This is a genomic window from Micromonospora sp. NPDC049891, from assembly GCF_040660295.1.
Taxonomy (GTDB): Bacteria; Actinomycetota; Actinomycetes; order Mycobacteriales; family Micromonosporaceae; genus Micromonospora.
Genome location: NZ_JBFAML010000002.1, coordinates 125282 through 141998 on the forward strand (window position 1 = coordinate 125282; position 16717 = coordinate 141998).

Sequence of the window (16717 nt, forward strand, 5' to 3'; positions counted from 1 at the left end):
CGGAGCGGAAACTCACCGCCGGGCGGCGATGTCGTCCTCGGCAAGTCGGTCGGGCAGGCCGAAGGCCGAGAACGGGGCGTCGAGGAAGGAGACCACCTCGGTGATGCGGTCACCGTCAAGCGCCAGCAGGTCCAGTCCCGCTGGTCGGTAGCTTCCCCGGGTGTCGTCCCAGAGGTACGTGCCGAACGCGAGCTGCCCGTTCGCCCAGGCCGGCAGGAACCGCCAGCGGTGGGCGAGCACCGCCTCGACAAGAAAACCGCGGATCGCGTCGCGGCCCTGGTACCAGACCCGCTGCGGCGGCATCGAGTACCGCGCCTCGTCGGTCAACATCGCCACGAGGGTCTCGACGTCCCCGGTCTCCCAGGCCGCCGCGTACCGTCGGGCCAGCTCCCGCTGCGCCGGGTCGCCGATCGTGGCCAAGGTCCGTTGTTGGGTTCGGTCCGGCAGCAGGCCCGCGAGCACCGCGCGGGCTCGCCGCAACGCGCTGTTGATCGCCACGACCGAGGTGTCCAGCAGCTCGGCGACCTCTCGGGCCGGGTAGTCGAGCACGTCACGCAGCAGCAGGACGGCGCGTTGCCGGGGCGACAGGTGTTGCAGCGCGGCGACGAACGCCAGTTCCACGCTCTCCCGGGCGACCACCCGAGCCGCCGGGCCGAGGTGGTCGGCCCAGGCCATCAGCCGGTCCGGGTACGGCTCCAACCACGCCACCTCGGTCATTGGAGCCGGGTCCGGACGCAGGTCGGCGGGGAGTTCCCGGCGCTGTCGGCGCCCGATCAGTGTCAACGCCCGGTTCGTCGCGATCCGGTAGAGCCAGGGCCGGATGCCACTGTGGTCGTCGAGGCGATGCAGGCCGCGCCAGGCCCGATCCAACGTGTCCTGCACCGCGTCCTCCGCGTCGTGCGGTGAACCCAGCATCCGGTAGCAGTGTGCCCGCAACTCGTCCCGCATCGGCCCGACGAGGCGGCCGAACGCCGCACCGTCGCCGGCCTGCGCCGCCGCCAGCAGCTCCGCGCCCGACGCGTCCGCCCACCGCGGTCGCTGCCCGGGCCTCCGATCCAGCTCCACCACCAGCACGGTACGCCGGCCGCGCGGCGTCCGGTCGTAACCTGTGGGCGTGGTCCGCAGCGTCCCGGACGGCGTCGGAGCCCCGCGAACTGCGGCTTCCTGGCATGCTGTCGCGGTGCCCAAGACACCCGTATTCGCCGAGGACGTCCACGACCAGCCGCTGCGGCCTCAGTTCGAGGCGTTTCTCGACCAGCACCGGGCGATGCTCAGCAGCTGCCTGGACGGGCTGACCGAGGAGCAGGCGCGCCGGTCGTTGGTGCCGTCGCGGACCACCCTGCTCGGGCTGGTGAAGCACGCCACGTTCGTGGAGAAGGTCTGGTTCGACGAGGCGGTCACCGGCCGGTCACGCGCCGAGATCGGCATCCCCGCCACACCGGACGAGTCGTTCGTGCTCGACGACACCGACACCATCGACGGCGTACGGCGGGCACACCGGGAAGCCTGCGCCGCCGCCCGCCGCGCCACCGCGGCTCTCGATCTGGATGACCTCTTGCCCGGCAACCGGCGCGGACCGTTGCCGTTGCGCTGGGTCTACCTGCATGTGCTGCGTGAACTCGCCCAGCACTGCGGGCACGCCGAGATCCTCCGCGAGCAGATTCTCGCCGCCGCCGAGTGAACGCCGGGTGCCGGGGGCCGGCGCGACGGCCCGCGCCGGCGCCCGAACTCCGGTACGACGGCGAACCGTCCGGCTTGTCGCCGTGGGTTGTCGGACGTGGCCACTATCCTCACGCGTCGTGACCTCACAGCTGAACGAGATGCCGGCGGAGCTGTCGGAGTTGTTCGTGGCCGCCGCTCCGCGCACCCGGGCGCTGTCGGTGCCGCTCCCGCCCGGCCGGACGGTACGCGGTGACGAGGGCGACGCCGACCGACCCACACTGTGGCTCAGCAGCGACCCGGCTCCGGCCGGGCTGTGGACGCGGTCGCACGCGGCGCACCCGCAGTCGGGGTTGTGGCCGTTGCTGCTGGACGGCTACGACGGTGCTCCGACGCGTCCCTGGGACGACGGCGAGTTCTGGCCCGACCGTGTGTCATCGCCCACCGAGCATGATCCGGAGCAACTGCTCGCCGGCTGGTGGGCCAGCCAGACCGCCCCCTACGACGGCGACGACCAACTGTCAAACGATCGGCGGGCCGCGGTCACCGCACCGTACGGGCAGGACTGGCCGGGCCTGGCGCCTGCCGCCGAACCCTGGACGGCACCGGAGCGACACGCGGACCACTGGGCTGAGCAGTTGTCGCTGGCCCAACCGGCGATGCGCCTCGGTCTGGTCCCCGCCGAACGGGGCAGCGACGCCCTGGCCGCCCTCGGCTGGCAGGGCGCGGTCAACCACACGAACGATCCGGGGCGGCTGTCGGCCGTGCTGCGTAGCTGGGAGGACCGGTTCGGGGTCCGGGTGATCGGGGTCGGCTTCGCCGAGCTGTATCTGAGCGTCGCCGCGCCCCCGGAGGAAACCGCCGAGGCGTTGCGGGTGGCCGCCGAGCACTTCGCCTTCTGCCCCGACAACGTGTGGCAGGGGCAGCGGCCGTGCACCCTGGCCGCCTACGCCGAACGGATCGTCGACGCTCCGACCTGGGCGTTCTGGTGGGACTGACGGGCGGCCCTCAGTGGGCGGGGTCGCCCTGCGCGGGCAGGGTGAGTGCCACCAGGAAGGCCGCGTGGTCGGTCGTCCGTTCCATGCTGACCGACCTGGTGGACTCGATCGTCAGGTCTGCCGTGGCCATGAACTGCTGCACCCCGCCGTCGTGCCGGTGGTGGTGGTCCGCCGGCACACAGGACCGCACGTCGGGCGTGCCGCCGTGGCGCAGGTTGAGGTCGCCGCTGACCACTGTGGGCCGGTAGCGGCCGTCGGCGTGCAACCGCGGGATCGCCGTGCCGACCAGGTGTGAGCACTGGGCGAGTGCCAGCGTGGAGCTGGTGTACGCCAGGTGGGTGGTGCAGGCGAAGAAGAGGGCGCGGGCCTCGACGCAGAGCCAGGCCCGCTGTTCGGGATCGGCCGGGTCCTGTGCCGGGTAGATCCCGGCGTGCACCTCGTGCTCATCGTCGGGTGCCGCGATGTGCGTCAGCACCCCGACGCCGTACTGCTGGCCGTTGACACAGCGGTACGGCTCACCGGTGCGGCCGTTGCGTGCCGGTTGGAAGGCGGCCACCACGGTGCCGTCGTGTACGTCCGTCATCACCCGTTCCAGCAGGTCCACGTCACCTGAGCAGATCTCGTTGAGGGTGACGATGTCGGGTGACTCGGCCCGGATCACCTCGGCGGCCCGGTCGACCGAGCGGCCCGTGTAGCAGCCGGTGGCCATCCCGCTGTTGCAGAGGTTCAGCTGGAGCACCCGCAGCGCTGCGGGAGCGGCCGGTTCGACGACCGAGCAGCCGGCCAGCGACGCGGCGACCGAGACCAGAGCGACGGCGGCGGCCAGCAGTGGCCGGGGAAGGCGGATCGGACGAGAAACCATGCACCAGCCCTGGCTCGCGGAGGGGCTGAAAGTGTATCCGTACCGAGGTGCCGCGCGGCCAGCTCCGTCACGGCGGGCGATCGGGGCCGCCGGCTGGGTGACGGCCGGATGCCCGCGTGGCGTGCGGGCGGCCGACACGCCCCGCCGGCCCCGTCGGGCGGGCGGCAGGCCGCGGGACCGTGGTCAGGTCCGCAACGGGTACGGGATGAAGGTGCTGCGGTTCTCGTCCACGTCCAGCTGCCGGCTGATCGGCGGGGCGGCCCGCTGCGGGCAGGTCATCCGCTCGCAGGTCTTGCAGCCCGGCCCGATCGGGGTGGCGGCTTCGGCCGCGTGCAGGTCCATCCCGGTGGAGTAGACCAGCCGGCTGGCGTGCCGCACCTCGCAGCCCAGCCCGATCGCGTACACCTTGCCCGGCTGGCCGTAGCCGCCGTGGTGCCGGGTGATGGTGCGGGCGATCCACAGGTAACGCTGCCCGTCCGGCATGGCGGCGACCTGGGTCACCACCCGTCCCGGCGCGCCGAACGCCTCGTACACCGTCCACAGCGGACAGGTGCCACCGGTGCGCGAGAACGGGAAGCCGGTGGCCGACTGGCGTTTCGACATGTTGCCGGCCCGGTCGACCCGGACGAAGGAGAACGGCACCCCCCGCGCCCGGGGCCGCTGCAACGTGCTGAGCCGGTGACAGACGGTCTCCCAACCCATCGCGTAGTGCTGGGTGAGCAGGTCGATGTCGTAACGACGCTGTTCCGCGGCGGCCAGGAAGTGCTCGTACGGCAGGATCAGCGCCGCCGCGAAGTAGTTGGCCAGGCCGACCCGGGTGAGGATCTGCGTCTGCACGTCGTCGAACTCCTCCGACTCGACGATCTCGTCGATGACGTCGGCGAACTCCAGCAGCGCGATCTGCGCCGCCATCCGCATCGCCTCCTGCCCGGCACGTAGCGACGTGGACAGGTGCAGGGTGCGGGTCTGCGGGCGGTACCGGTGCAGCTCCCCGCCGAGGGCGGCGGCGTCCTCGCGGGTGATGTGTACCCCGTGCCGCTGCGCCAGCCGGTCGCGGAGCAGGGCGCGGACCTCGCCGCGGCGCAGTCCCATCCGGCCGGCCAGCCGCTCGGCCTCCTCGTCGAGGTCCGGTACGTAGTTCTGCCGCCGGTAGAAGAACTCGGTGACCTGGTCGTGCGGGCTGCGACCGATCCGCTCGCGGTCACCGACCAGCTCGGCGAGCTGCTCGTCGGCCTGCTGGTAGCGACGGTGCAGCTCGATGACCGCCGCGGCGACCTCCGGCAGCCGGGTGGCCAGCTCGGTGAGTTCGGTAAGACCGGCGCGTCCGGGCAGCGCCTCGCGGAGGCCGGCGACCAGCCGAGGGGTGTCGTGCGCGGCGAACACGGTCGGGTCGACGCCGAACAGCTCGGTGATGCGCAGCAACACCGGGACGGTCAACGGCCGGCTGTCGTGCTCGATCTGGTTGAGATAGCTCGGGGAGATGCTGAGGTGCCGGGCCAGCTCCGTCTGGCTGAGCCCACGCTCCTCCCGCATCCGGCGCAACCGCGCCCCGGCGAAGGTCCTGGCGACGGCCCTCACCTCCCTGATCCGGCGACCTGATCGGGCCACATTAGCACTGCTGCGAATAGGCGCTTTCACAACTTTGCAAAATCGCGTGTTGACTTTTCAATAATTGGCTTTTTCCGTCTCTCGACCACCTTCGGCATGTCGTGTGACCGTGACTGCACACCCGGCGGCCGGCGTCTCGCGCAGCGTCACCAGGTGACGACGGAATTCGAAGGGAATGAGCAACGATGGTTACCGCGGTCGAGCAGTTGCAGCACGAATGGGACACCAACCCGCGCTGGCGGGGTGTGCGGCGCAGCTACCGCGCCGAGGACGTGGTGCGGTTGCGTGGCGCGATCCAGGAGGAACACACCCTGGCCCGGCACGGGGCGAACCGGCTGTGGCGGCTGCTGAACAGTGAGGACTACATCCACGCCCTCGGCGCCCTCACCGGCAACCAGGCCGTGCAGATGGTCCGGGCCGGGCTCAAGGCGATCTACCTGTCCGGCTGGCAGGTGGCCGCCGACGCCAACCTGGCCGGGCACACCTACCCCGACCAGAGCCTCTACCCGGCCAACTCGGTGCCCGCGGTGGTGCGTCGGATCAACAACGCCCTGCTGCGCGCCGCACAGATCACCACCGCCGAGGGGGACACCTCAGGCATCGACTGGCTGGCGCCGATCGTCGCCGACGCCGAGGCCGGCTTCGGCGGCGTGCTCAACGCGTACGAGCTGATGAACGCGATGATCGCGGCCGGTGCCGCCGGGGTCCACTGGGAAGACCAGCTCGCCAGCGAGAAGAAGTGCGGTCACCTCGGCGGGAAGGTGCTCATCCCCACCGGCCAGCACATCCGCACCCTGGAGGCGGCGCGGTTGGCCGCCGACGTGGCGGGCGTGCCGTCGGTGGTCATCGCCCGCACCGACGCGCAGGCCGCCACCCTGCTGACCACCGACGTCGACGAGCGGGACCAGCCGTTCGTCACCGGCGAGCGCACCGCTGAGGGCTTCTACCGGGTTCGCAACGGCGTCGAGCCGTGCATCGCCCGTGGCCTGGCGTACGCGCCGCACGCCGACCTGCTCTGGATGGAGACGAGCACGCCGGACCTGGAGGTCGCCCGTCGCTTCGCCGAGGCGATCAAGGAGCAGTACCCGGACCAGTTGCTCGCCTACAACTGCTCGCCGTCGTTCAACTGGCGCAAGCACCTCGACGACGCGACCATCGCCAAGTTCCAGCGGGAACTCGGCCACATGGGATACAAGTTCCAGTTCATCACCCTGGCCGGCTTCCACGCCCTCAACTACTCCATGTTCGACCTGGCCCGGGGGTACGCGGCCGACGGCATGTCGGCGTACGTCTCGCTCCAGGAGCGGGAGTTCGCGGCCGAGCCGGCCGGCTACACCGCGGTCAAGCACCAGCGCGAGGTGGGTACCGGTTACTTCGACCTGATCAGCACCGTGCTGAACCCCGCCGCCGAGACCACCGCCCTGCGGGGGTCCACCGAAGAGGAGCAGTTCGCGTGAGATACGAGATCATCGGCCCGATGGCCGACCGGTTCGACGAGGTGCTCACGCCCGAGGCGCTGGAGTTCCTGGTCGCGCTGGACAGCGAGTTCGCCGCCCGTCGGGTGGTCCTGCTGGACACCCGCCGGGCCCGCCGCGACCGCTACGCCACCGGCCAGCTGCCCGACTTCCTGCCGGAGACCGCAGCTGTCCGCGACGATCCGACCTGGCAGGTGGCACCGCCCGCACCTGGCCTGGAGGACCGGCGAGTGGAGATCACCGGGCCGCCGGACCGCAAGATGACCATCAACGCGTTGAACTCCGGCGCCAAGGTGTGGCTCGCCGACTTCGAGGACGCCACCGCGCCGACCTGGCACAACGTCGTCGGGGGGCAGCTCAACCTGATCGACGCCCTGGACCGTCGGATCGACTTCACCGACGCGCGCGGCAAGCGGTACGCACTCGGTGCGGAGCTGGCCACCATCGTGGTCCGGCCGCGCGGCTGGCACCTGGTGGAGAAGGGGATCGTGGTGGACGGGCGGCCGATCTCGGCCAGCCTCGTCGACTTCGGCCTGTACCTGTTCCACTGCGCCCGACGGCAGCTCGACGCCGGCGCGGGGCCGTACTTCTACCTGCCGAAGCTGGAGAGCCACCGCGAGGCGCGGTTGTGGAACGACATCTTCGTCTTCGCCCAGCGCTACCTCGGACTGCCGCAGGGCACCATCCGGGCCACCACGCTCATCGAGACGATCACCGCCGCGTTCGAGATGGAGGAGATCCTCTACGAGCTGCGTGAGCACTCGGCGGGCCTGAACGCGGGGCGGTGGGACTACATCTTCAGCGTCATCAAGAACTTCGGTCAGTGGCCGGACTTCGTCCTGCCGGACCGCGCCGAGGTGACGATGACCGTGCCGTTCATGCGGGCGTACACCGAACTGCTGGTGCGGACCTGCCACCGGCGTGGCGCGCACGCCATCGGCGGGATGGCCGCCTTCGTCCCGGCCCGCGACCCACAGGTCAACGAGATGGCGTTGAGCAAGGTGCGGGCGGACAAGCAGCGCGAGGCCGGCGACGGTTTCGACGGCTCCTGGGTCGCCCACCCCGGCCTGGTGGAGACCTGCCGGGAGGTCTTCGACGGCGTGTTGGGCGAGCGCCCGAACCAGCTCGACCGACGCCGCGACGAGGTGACGGTCACCGCCGCCGAGCTGCTCTCGGTGGACAAGACCCCGGGTCAGGTCACCGAGGCCGGGGTGCGGGCCAACGTCGCGGTGGCGCTGCGCTACATCGACGCCTGGCTCGGCGGCGCGGGAGCGGTGGCGCTGTGGAACCTGATGGAGGACGCCGCCACCGCCGAGATCGCCCGTTGCCAGCTGTGGCAGTGGCTGCACCACGGCACGCCGCTGGCCGGCGGGGGATCGGTGACCGAGGAACTGGTCCGCTCGATGCTCGCCGAGGAACTGGCAGCGGTCACCGAGGGACGCGAGGAGGCTGAGCGGGAACGCGCCGAGCAGGCCGCGCGGATCGTCGAGGAGACCGCCCTCGGTGAGGACCTGCCGTCGTTCTTCACCACCAGCGCGTACGCCCGGCACCTCGGGCCCACGCGGGAACTCGCGCTGGCTGCCGGCTGAGTCGGCGTCAGCGCGCGGGATGGGCGCCGGTCGGGTTTGGGCCGACCGGCGCCGTCGCGTCCGTCAGCCGTCGATGCGGGTGATGTTGCGGATCTTGTTGGACGCGTCCAGAGCGGCCACCTTGTACGCCTCGGCCAGCGTCGGGTAGTTGAACACCGTGTCGACCAGGTAGTCCACAGTGCCGCCGCAGCCCATCACGGTCTGCCCGATGTGGACGATCTCGGTGGCGCCGGTACCGAAGACGTGTACGCCGAGCAGCCGCCCGTCCTCCGGTGAGACGAGCAGCTTCAACATGCCGTACGAGTCACCCACGATCTGGCCACGCGCCAGCTCGCGGTAGCGGGCGATGCCCACCTCGAACGGCGTCGCGCTGTCGGTCAGTTCCTCCTCGGTCTTCCCGACGAAACTGATCTCCGGGATCGTGTAGATGCCGATCGGCTGCAACTCGTGCATCGGACGGTCCGGCTCACCACAGGCGTGCTGCGCGGCCAGCCGTCCCTGCTCCATCGACGTCGAGGCCAGCGCGGGAAAGCCGATCACGTCGCCGACGGCGTAGATGTTCCCGACCGCGGTGCGGTAGTTGGCGTCGACCTCGATGCGGCCGCGCCGGTCCGCGGTCAGCCCGGCCGCCGCCAGGTCCAGCCCGTCGGTCTGGCCCTGCCGGCCGGCCGAGTACATGACGGTGTCCGCGACGATCTTCTTGCCGCTCTTGAGGACGCACAACGCGGCGGTCTGGTGCTTCTCGACCGCGGCGACCTCCTCGCCGAAGCGGAACGTCACGGACAGGTCCCGCAGGTGGTACTTCAGCGACTCGACGACCTCCTCGTCGCAGAAGTCGAGCATCCGCTCCCGGCGCTCGACCACTGTGACCTTCGTGCCGAGCGCGGCGAACATCGAGGCGTACTCCATGCCGATCACGCCCGCGCCGACCACGACCATGCTTCGGGGTACGGCCTGGAGATTGATGACCCCGTCGGAGTCCACGATCGTCCGGTCGTCGAAGTCGACGCTGTCCGGTCGGGCCGGCCGGGTGCCGGCGGCGATGATGGCCTTGTCGAAGGTGACCTTGGATTCGCGTCCGGAGTCACCGTCCACCCAGACCGAGTGGGCGTCGGCGAACCGCCCGGTGCCGGTGATGACCGCGATCCGGTTGCGCGCCAACTGGTTGCGGATGACATCGGTCTGTCGGTTGATGACGTGCTGGGTCCGGGCGGCCAGGTCACTCACCGTGATCTCGTCCTTGACCCGGTAGCTGCTGCCGTAGAGGTCCCGCTGGCTCAGGCCGGTCAGGTAGAGCACGGCCTCGCGGAGGGTCTTGGACGGCACGGTGCCGGTGTTGATGCACACCCCGCCGAGCATGTCGCGCCGCTCCACCAGGCCGACCCGTCGGCCCAGCTTGGCGGCGGCGATGGCGGCCTTCTGACCGCTGGGCCCGGAGCCCAGCACCAACAGGTCGTAGTCATACACGATCACCAGCGTCGCAAGATGTCGCGGCCAGCGCCAGACCTGTCGCGTACCCGGCAGGTGACGTTAACCAGGTTGGAACAAAGCCGGCGTGCTGCCGGGCGCGACGCCTGCCGGCCCGGCAGCGTGGTGCCTCAGGCGTGCGGCGTGGTTCCGGCGAGGGCGACCGATCCCAGTTGGAAGTCCGGGTCGATCTGCGTGGTGAGGTCGACTCCCGCGCGTTCGTTGGCCCAGGCCTCGGCGTTGCGCCTGTGGAACTCGTGGGCCCACCTGGTGAATGCCGCCCAGTCCTGGTCGGTGCCGTCGACGGCGTCGGCCATCAGGCCCAGCGTGGCCCGGTTGGCATCCTCGAGTTCGTGCAGCGGGCCGACCGTGCCGCGCTCGGCGCGGCGCACGTACGCCGACCGGCTCATCCAGGTCAGCAGGTCGGCGCCGACGTGCTCGCGGAGGAACTCCACGTCGGCGGCGTCCTCGACCTTGTTGCCGATCACCGACAGGGCCACCCCGTAGTCGCGGGCGTAGCCGGCGTACTGACGGTAGACGCTGACGCTGCGTACCGTCGGTTCGCAGACCAGGAAGGTGCGGTCGAAGCGGGTGAACAGCCCCGAGGCGAACGAGTCGGCACCGGCGGTCATGTCCACCACCACGTACTCGCCGGGCCCGTCGAGCAGGTGGTTCAGCAGCAACTCCACCGCGCCGACCTTGGAGTGGTAGCAGGCCACGCCGAGATCCTCGGCGCTGAACTCGCCGGTCGCCGCCAGCCGCACGCCGCCGACGGTGGCGACGCACTCCGCGTAGATCGGGTTCTCCTCCACCACGCGCAGCAGCCGGGAGCCTCGTCCCGGCGGGGTGGTCTTCACCATGTGCGCAGCCGAGGCGATGCGCGGGTTGTCGCCGCGCAGGTACTCCTTGATCGCCGGCAGGTGCTCACTCAACGGCCGCATCTCGCTGACGGCGGCCGGCCCACCCAGGGCCACGGCGAGATGCTGGTTGATGTCCGCGTCGATGGCCAGCACCGGACGACCTTCGGCGGTGAGATGGCGGGCGTGGAGCGCGGCGAGGGTGGTCTTGCCACTGCCACCCTTACCGACGAAGGCGATCTTCATCGGCACCCCTCCACCCAGATGCTAACGGTAACCGTTTCCATGAACCCCATGGTATCGGGTCGCGTCGGCGAGCGGCGCCGAACCCGCCGACCGGCTCGCCGGTGTCTGTGGCGTCCGCTGCCGTTGGTCTCCCGGAGCGAGGTCGAGCACGTCGGTGGCCAGCTGGCTGATGTTGGCCAGGCCGATCTCGGGCCCGCCGCCAGCCTCCACCATGAACAACAGATGGCGTACGCCGGGCAGGGCCGCCGCCCGGGCGACCGCCTGCCGGCAGCGGTCCGGTGAGCCCACCGGATGGATGTCGATCAGGTGCTTGACGTATCCGGCCGGATCCCGTTGCCCGGCCGGTGCGCCGTCCAGCCGCACGTACTCCCGGGTGCCGGCCAGCAGCGGGGGGAGTCCGTTGGCCACCACCCCTGCCGCCTCCTCGTCGGTCCGGGACACCTGGGCGAGATGGGCGCTGGCGTGACCGATGCCGGCGAGATCGTGGCCGTGCGTCGCGGCCACCCGCGCGTAGCGGTCGAGCAGCTCCGCCTTCTCGGCCAGGTCGGCGTGCAGGCCGAGCAGCAGCGGCAGGCCGTGCCGGGCGGCGAGATCGACTGTCCCGGTCGAGGTGGCCGCGACCCACACGGGCAACCGGCCGGGTGGTCGCGGCACCACCGTGACCGTACGGAACGGGAAACGGTGGTTCCCGGCCACCGTCGGCTGCCCGGACAGCCACCGGGTCAGCAGTTCCAGCGAGTCGTGGAAGCCGTGCGCGAACCGCTCCGTTCCGGTGCCGAAGACCTCCAGATCCACCCAGGGCCCGCCCCTGCCGACACCGAGTCGGAACCGCCCACCGGACAGCTCATGCAGCAGTGCCGCCTCCTCGCCCAGCGCCACCGGGTGGCGGTTGGACAGGATGCACGCCGCGGTGCCCACCTCGATGCGGCGGGTCGCTCCGAGCAGGTGCGCGGCGAAGGTGATCGCCGAGGGGCACACTCCGTAGGAGATGAAGTGGTGCTCGGCGATCCACACCCCGGCGAACCCGGCGGCCTCGGCCGCCTGTCCGTAGCTGTGGGCGGTCGCCAGAGCCTCGGCGTGCGAGTGGCCGGGGCGTTGCCCGGCGAGCAGGAACAGATGCGCGCGTACGCCCTGACCGGCCCGCCGGGCCTCGCTCGGATCAGCAGTCACGCAGCTCGGGAGACTGGTTGAGCAACTGGCCCCGCACCGAGATGAACCGGCGGTACGTGTCGGAGTCGACGGCGGACGGTCGGAACGCCGCGATCCGGTGGCAGTTCTGGAAGGCGAGCTTGACGCCGAAGTGACGCTCCAGGCTGGACCGGATGGCGTCACTGGCCAACGCGCGCAACAGTTGGCCCCGCTCCGCCTCGCTCGGCGGGGGCACGTGGTTGTCGGCGAACTCGGCGTCGGAGGACGCCAGTTCCGCCGCCACCCGGCTGACGGTCTGCCAGGCGTACGGCAGTGACTCGCGGACGCAGGCCACGAACGCCTCGTCGTCGACGGGGCCGGATTCGGCGGCCCGCAGCAGGCTCGGCGACACGGTGAGAGACATGCTCCTCCTCAGCTAACGATCACGGTTGTCATTACCGCTACATTCCGAGCACATCACGTCACTGTCGGCGGTGTCAATGCTCGCCACGTCGTCTGTAGAACGGTAGGTTAGGCTTGCCTAACAGGAGGTGTCATGGGGTTCGCGGCGCGGGTGCGGGAATTGACCAGGGCGGACCACCGGGCCGCGCAGCACGTGACGTACTTCGACGCGTTGCTGGCCGGCCAGGTGGACCGGGCCGGGTACGCCGCCCTCCTCGAACAGCTCCACGTGGTGTACCAGACCCTGGAGGAGGCCGCCGAGGCGATGCGCGACGACCCGGTGGCCGGCCCCTTCGTCGTCGACGAGCTGCACCGGTTGCCGAGCCTGGTGGCGGACCTTGAGTTCCTGGGCGGCCCGGAGCGGGTCGACCGGATCGCACCGAGCGCCGCCACCTGTCAGTACCAGGCCCGCCTGCGCGAGGTCGCCTTCACCTGGCCGGCGGGGTTCGTCGCCCACCACTACACCCGCTACCTCGGCGACCTCTCGGGCGGGCAGGTGATGGTGCGGGCGCTGCGCGAATCGCTCGGCCTCGATGCCGACGGCGTCCGGTTCTTCCTCTTCCCCGGGCTCGACCCGCGTACCTTCAAGCAGCACTACCGCGAGTTGCTCGACAACGCCCCGTGGGACGAGGTGGAACGGCAGCGCTTCCTGGACGAGGTGTCCTGGGCCTACCGGCTCAACACCGACATGCTCGACGAGTTGGGTCGGTCCGTGGTCCGGGAGAGTGCGGCGTGACGACGTCGAACCCGTTCCCGCCGGAGGTGGTGGCGGCGGTGCTGCGACACATGAACACCGACCACGCCGACGACTGCCGGGTGATCTGTCAGGGGCTCGGCGGTCAGCCGGAGGCCACGGCAGCGACGATGTCCGGCATGGACGCCGACGGGATGGACTTCGTGGCCACAGTGCACGGCGAACCCGTCGTCGTGCGGGTGCCGTTCTCCACCCGGCTCGTCGAACGCCGCCAGATCCGCGCCGAAGCGGCCAGAATGTACCGTCAGGCCTGCGCGGCGCTGGGCGTCACCCCGCGCCCCGATGCGAGCTGACCACCCTGCCGTTACGCCGGTCAGTTGAGGGTACGGAGTCGGGGGGCGAGGACGTCCTGGAAGAAGTCGAGGAACCCGTCGGGATCGGGACCGGCGTTCTGCAGCACGACGTGGTCGAAGCCCGCGTCGACGTACGTCCGCACCGCCTGGACGTGCACGTCCGGGTCGGGACCGACGGCGAACTGCTGCCGGATGTCGTCCTCGGTGACGGTGCGCGACGCAGCGTCGAAGTTCACCGGGTTCGGCAGTTCGCTCATGACCTTCCAGCCGGTCACCGCCCAGCGGCTGGTCTCCCAGGCCGCCCGTACCGCCTGCCGCTCGTCGGGTGCCCAGGCGAGCGGGACCTCGGCGTAGCGGGGACCCTGCCCGCCGAGCCGCTGGTAGGTCTGCACCAGGTCGGCCTCCGGTTCGGTGGCGAACAGACCGTCGCCGAGTTCCGCGGCGATGGTCACGGACGCCTCACCACTGGCGGCGACTGCGATGACCGGTAGTTCATCGGGCAGATCGAACACGCGGGCGTCGTCCAACTGGAGATGCTTTCCCTCGTACGAGCGGTAGCCGCCGGACCAGAGCAGCCGGATGATCTCCAGCGCCTCGCGGAGTCGCTCGTGGCGCCCCCGGACCCCGGGGAAGCCCTGGCCCACGACGTGTTCGTTCAGGCGCTCGCCGGCACCGACGCCGAGGGTGAACCGGTTGTCGGAGACCAGGGCGAGCGTGGCGGCGGCCTGGGCGATGACCGCCGGGTGGTAGCGCACGCTCGGGCAGGTCACCCCGGTCGCCAGTTCGATCCGGTCGGTCCGGGCGGCGATCGCTCCGAGCACCGTCCAGGTGAACGACGAGTGGCCCTGGCTGTCCAACCAGGGGTGGAAGTGGTCACTCATCTCGACGAAGTCGAACCCGACCTGCTCGGCGCGTACCGCCTGCCGGATGATCTCGTTCGGCCCGAAGCCCTCGCTGGACAGCTTGTATCCGATCCGCATCAGATCTCCCGATCATGAACCAGCCCGTCCCTGCCACCTTTGCACTAGTTCGCCGGTTTGGCGGATGAATTCTGCGACGTGGCGGCGGCCGGTGACGGGTCGGTCGGGTCGGTGCCATCCGGTCGGCACCCGGTCGAGGACCGCACCGGTATCTCCAGCACGGTGGCGGTGGCTCCGTCGCCGTCGACCAGGTGGTCCTCCGTGGTGGGGCCGGCGGGGGAGAGGTGCTGACGGAGCAGCCAGGCGAACAGGTCCTGCCCGGCGCGAACCACACCGCAACCCTGCGGGACGACCGCGCGGATGACGGCGCGAGCCGGCAGGCTGAGCTCCAGGCCGGGCCCATCGGTCGTCACGGCCATCGTGAAAGCGCCCGTGGGAACGCCGGTCAGCCAGGTCACCAGGGTCGACGACGGTGCCGGGCACAGCGCCGCCACCTCGGCCGCGTCGGCCACCCGCAGCCGGCGTACGCGCAGCCGACGCGGCCCGACGCGGGTCTGCTGTGGGAGGATCGGGCTGTTCGTCGCGAGCCGGTCCTCGGCTGCCGCCACGGTTTCGGCCATCGCGGCGATGTCGCGGCGCAGCGCCGCCACCGTGTCGGTCAACGCCTGGTGCAGCTGGGGCTCGGGGGCGTCCGCCAGCTCGGCGATCCGGCGCAGCGACAAACCGAGTCGTTGCAGACCCCTGATGCGTTCCAACCGGGTCAGTTCGGCCACGCCGTACCACCGGTAGCCGGTGGTCGCGTCCACCGCCGCGGGCCGGAGCAACCCGACCTTGTCGTAGTGGCGCAGGGTGCGCTCCGACACCCCGGACATCCGTGCCAGCTCTCCGATGCGCCACATGGATCCTCCTCGTGGCTTGACCTTGCCGCTGCGTCAAAGTCCTAGCGTCGGCGCCCATGAGATGGGCTCACCAGATCGATCCGGCCCGGCTGACCGGTGTCCTGCTGCTTACCTCCGTGACGGCAATGGTGGCCGGTGCGGCGGTAGTCGTGCCATCCGGACTGACCCTGAATCCGAGCGATCCGGCCGCCACGCTGGCCGCCGTGCACGCCCGCGCCGGACTGCACCTGACCGAGTTGGCCCTCGACGTCCTCGGCTGGCTGGCGCTCACCGGCGCAGCCCTCTCGGCGTTGGCTGCCACGGCCCGGGCCGGGCAGCACCGGGCGGTGCTGCCCGGCGGGCTGCTGGCCGCCGCCGGGCTGGCAGGTCTGCTGCACGACGCGGGGAACCTGGCCGTCACGCAGCTGGCCGCCGATCCCAGCGATCCGTCGGCTGTCGCCGCGGCCAGGGCGATCCTGCTCACCGCGAAGTGGACAGTCAACCTGGCCGGGCTGCTCTGGGTCGCCGCCACGACGGCCGCCGTGGTCTGCGTACCGATGCCGGCCGGACTGCGGCGCGCCGGTGCGTTCGCCGCGTTGTCCGGCCTCGTCGCGGTGGTGCTGCCCTGGACCACGGGCGTGGCCGGTCCGTCGGCGACGCTGGAGCAGGTCGGCTACCTTCTGCACCTGCCGATCATGATCTGGTACGGGATGCTGGGCTGGCGCCTGCGACGCGGGGCGATCGGGCCGCTTGTGACGGCGTCGCCAGCCGCCGGGCACCGGATCGTGCCGGGTTGATGAGCACCGCCGTGCCACGATGCGGTTCGGTGGCCGGCCAGGATCCTGGTCACCGCGTGCCGGCCGCTTGCCGGGCGGAAGGGACGGGAGCGACGGATGCCACGACGGGAGCGACTGGTCCGGTACTGGGACGGCCAGGCCGCGGGCTACGACCGGAAGGTCGCCTCGGTCGAGCGACGCCTGCTCGCCGACAGCCGGCGCTGGGTGTGCCGGCGGGCGACCGGGTCGACGCTCGAAGTGGCCGTCGGCACCGGCCTTAACCTTCCGTACTACCCCGACGAGGTGGACCTCGTCGGGGTCGACTGGAGTCCACGGATGGTGCGGGCCACCCGGCAGCGTGCGCTCGGGCTCGGCCGGGCGGTGACGCTGATGCCGGCCGATGCCACGGCGCTGCCGTTCGCCGACGGCAGGTTCGACACCGTGGTGTCCACCTTCGCCCTCTGCTGTGTCCCCGACGAACGTGCCGCCCTCGCCGAGTTCGTCCGGGTGCTGCGGCCCGGCGGCAGCCTGCTGCTCGCCGACCATGTCGTCGCGTCCAACGTGTTGCTGCGAACCCTCCAGCATCTCGTCGACCTGGTGAGCGTGCCGACCCAGGGGGAGCACTACACCCGACGTCCGCTGAACACCCTGCGACACCTCGATCTCACGGTGGTCGCTTCGGAACGCCTCACCTACGGCGCCATCGAACGCGTGCACGCCCGGCGGACGACCTGACCGACAGAAA

At 71.0% G+C, this 16717-nt stretch carries 17 protein-coding genes; 8 read left to right on the forward strand and 9 right to left on the reverse strand.

What is annotated here, in order from left to right:
- Nucleotides 1-12 precede the first annotated feature (12 nt).
- On the reverse strand, nucleotides 13-1002 hold the full coding sequence (locus tag AB0I71_RS03830; RefSeq protein WP_357582005.1) for a sigma-70 family RNA polymerase sigma factor: 990 nt from the start codon (nucleotides 1000-1002) through the stop codon (nucleotides 13-15).
- Between the two features lie 178 nt (nucleotides 1003-1180).
- Here AB0I71_RS03830 and AB0I71_RS03835 point away from each other — a divergent pair, with 178 nt between their 5' ends.
- Both AB0I71_RS03835 and AB0I71_RS03840 read left to right on the forward strand, forming a co-directional pair.
- Nucleotides 1181-1681 (forward strand): DinB family protein, encoded by a 501-nt coding sequence (locus AB0I71_RS03835; RefSeq protein ID WP_357581724.1) that lies wholly within the window; start codon nucleotides 1181-1183, stop codon nucleotides 1679-1681.
- A 118-nt stretch (nucleotides 1682-1799) separates the two neighbouring features.
- Entirely contained in the window at nucleotides 1800-2657 is an 858-nt protein-coding gene (locus AB0I71_RS03840; RefSeq protein ID WP_357581725.1) for a DUF4253 domain-containing protein, read from the forward strand.
- A gap of 10 nt (nucleotides 2658-2667) precedes the next feature.
- On the opposite strand, the gene AB0I71_RS03845 is transcribed toward AB0I71_RS03840, so the two are convergent.
- Together AB0I71_RS03845 and AB0I71_RS03850 are read right to left on the reverse strand one after the other, a co-directional pair.
- The gene (locus tag AB0I71_RS03845; protein ID WP_357581726.1) at nucleotides 2668-3519 is read right to left on the reverse strand and encodes an endonuclease/exonuclease/phosphatase family protein; all 852 of its coding nucleotides are present in this window, start codon (nucleotides 3517-3519) and stop codon (nucleotides 2668-2670) included.
- Nucleotides 3520-3702: 183 nt separating this feature from the next.
- Nucleotides 3703-5097 carry a short-chain fatty acyl-CoA regulator family protein gene (locus AB0I71_RS03850; RefSeq protein ID WP_357581727.1) on the reverse strand — a complete coding sequence of 465 codons (1395 nt, stop codon included), beginning with the start codon at nucleotides 5095-5097 and terminating at the stop codon, nucleotides 3703-3705.
- A 215-nt stretch (nucleotides 5098-5312) separates the two neighbouring features.
- Here AB0I71_RS03850 and aceA point away from each other — a divergent pair, with 215 nt between their 5' ends.
- Nucleotides 5313-6584, forward strand: a complete 1272-nt coding sequence (gene aceA / locus AB0I71_RS03855) for an isocitrate lyase (RefSeq protein WP_281562635.1) — start codon at nucleotides 5313-5315, stop codon at nucleotides 6582-6584.
- Nucleotides 6581-8191 carry a malate synthase A gene (gene aceB / locus AB0I71_RS03860; protein WP_357581728.1) on the forward strand — a complete coding sequence of 537 codons (1611 nt, stop codon included), beginning with the start codon at nucleotides 6581-6583 and terminating at the stop codon, nucleotides 8189-8191. Before aceA ends, aceB begins: the two co-directional genes overlap by 4 nt.
- A 63-nt stretch (nucleotides 8192-8254) precedes the next feature.
- Here aceB and sthA read toward each other — a convergent pair whose 3' ends face one another.
- The 4 genes from sthA to AB0I71_RS03880 form a co-directional block, all read right to left on the reverse strand.
- Nucleotides 8255-9658, reverse strand: coding sequence for a Si-specific NAD(P)(+) transhydrogenase (gene sthA, locus AB0I71_RS03865; protein WP_357581729.1), 1404 nt, complete (start codon nucleotides 9656-9658; stop codon nucleotides 8255-8257).
- A 131-nt stretch (nucleotides 9659-9789) separates the two neighbouring features.
- Nucleotides 9790-10761: an ATP-binding protein gene (locus AB0I71_RS03870; protein WP_357581730.1), complete on the reverse strand. Its 972-nt coding sequence runs from the start codon at nucleotides 10759-10761 to the stop codon at nucleotides 9790-9792.
- A gap of 21 nt (nucleotides 10762-10782) precedes the next feature.
- Nucleotides 10783-11931 carry an LLM class flavin-dependent oxidoreductase gene (locus tag AB0I71_RS03875; protein WP_357581731.1) on the reverse strand — a complete coding sequence of 383 codons (1149 nt, stop codon included), beginning with the start codon at nucleotides 11929-11931 and terminating at the stop codon, nucleotides 10783-10785.
- Nucleotides 11921-12313: an SCO5389 family protein gene (locus AB0I71_RS03880; RefSeq protein WP_357581732.1), complete on the reverse strand. Its 393-nt coding sequence runs from the start codon at nucleotides 12311-12313 to the stop codon at nucleotides 11921-11923. Before AB0I71_RS03880 ends, AB0I71_RS03875 begins: the two co-directional genes overlap by 11 nt.
- 132 nt (nucleotides 12314-12445) lie before the next feature.
- On the opposite strand from AB0I71_RS03880, the gene AB0I71_RS03885 reads away from it, so the two are divergent.
- Both AB0I71_RS03885 and AB0I71_RS03890 read left to right on the forward strand, forming a co-directional pair.
- Entirely contained in the window at nucleotides 12446-13087 is a 642-nt protein-coding gene (locus AB0I71_RS03885; RefSeq protein ID WP_357581733.1) for a biliverdin-producing heme oxygenase, read from the forward strand.
- Nucleotides 13084-13398, forward strand: a complete 315-nt coding sequence (locus AB0I71_RS03890; RefSeq protein ID WP_357581734.1) for a DUF2470 domain-containing protein — start codon at nucleotides 13084-13086, stop codon at nucleotides 13396-13398. Before AB0I71_RS03885 ends, AB0I71_RS03890 begins: the two co-directional genes overlap by 4 nt.
- 20 nt (nucleotides 13399-13418) lie before the next feature.
- On the opposite strand, the gene AB0I71_RS03895 is transcribed toward AB0I71_RS03890, so the two are convergent.
- Complete coding sequence (locus AB0I71_RS03895; RefSeq protein ID WP_357581735.1) at nucleotides 13419-14378, reverse strand: TIGR03557 family F420-dependent LLM class oxidoreductase; 960 nt, start codon at nucleotides 14376-14378, stop codon at nucleotides 13419-13421.
- 44 nt (nucleotides 14379-14422) lie between these two features.
- A complete protein-coding gene (locus tag AB0I71_RS03900; protein ID WP_357581736.1) occupies nucleotides 14423-15217 on the reverse strand; it encodes a MerR family transcriptional regulator in 795 nt (264 codons plus the stop codon).
- A 56-nt stretch (nucleotides 15218-15273) separates the two neighbouring features.
- Between AB0I71_RS03900 and AB0I71_RS03905 the strand changes: the two genes are divergently transcribed.
- Nucleotides 15274-15993, forward strand: coding sequence for a hypothetical protein (locus AB0I71_RS03905; RefSeq protein WP_357581737.1), 720 nt, complete (start codon nucleotides 15274-15276; stop codon nucleotides 15991-15993).
- Between the two features lie 96 nt (nucleotides 15994-16089).
- Nucleotides 16090-16707, forward strand: a complete 618-nt coding sequence (locus AB0I71_RS03910; protein WP_357581738.1) for a class I SAM-dependent methyltransferase — start codon at nucleotides 16090-16092, stop codon at nucleotides 16705-16707.
- Nucleotides 16708-16717 lie beyond the last annotated feature (10 nt).

What these genes read in the sequence shown, in the direction of transcription:
- AB0I71_RS03845 (WP_357581726.1), bottom strand. Translation starts at nt 3,519, where the DNA reads ATGGTTTCTCGTCCGATCCGCCTTCCCCGGCCACTGCTGGCCGCCGCC.
- aceA (WP_281562635.1), top strand. Translation starts at nt 5,313, where the DNA reads ATGGTTACCGCGGTCGAGCAGTTGCAGCACGAATGGGACACCAACCCG.
- AB0I71_RS03870 (WP_357581730.1), bottom strand. Translation starts at nt 10,761, where the DNA reads ATGAAGATCGCCTTCGTCGGTAAGGGTGGCAGTGGCAAGACCACCCTC.
- AB0I71_RS03880 (WP_357581732.1), bottom strand. Translation starts at nt 12,313, where the DNA reads ATGTCTCTCACCGTGTCGCCGAGCCTGCTGCGGGCCGCCGAATCCGGC.
- AB0I71_RS03885 (WP_357581733.1), top strand. Translation starts at nt 12,446, where the DNA reads ATGGGGTTCGCGGCGCGGGTGCGGGAATTGACCAGGGCGGACCACCGG.
- AB0I71_RS03895 (WP_357581735.1), bottom strand. Translation starts at nt 14,378, where the DNA reads ATGCGGATCGGATACAAGCTGTCCAGCGAGGGCTTCGGGCCGAACGAG.
- AB0I71_RS03900 (WP_357581736.1), bottom strand. Translation starts at nt 15,217, where the DNA reads ATGTGGCGCATCGGAGAGCTGGCACGGATGTCCGGGGTGTCGGAGCGC.
- AB0I71_RS03905 (WP_357581737.1), top strand. Translation starts at nt 15,274, where the DNA reads ATGAGATGGGCTCACCAGATCGATCCGGCCCGGCTGACCGGTGTCCTG.
- AB0I71_RS03910 (WP_357581738.1), top strand. Translation starts at nt 16,090, where the DNA reads ATGCCACGACGGGAGCGACTGGTCCGGTACTGGGACGGCCAGGCCGCG.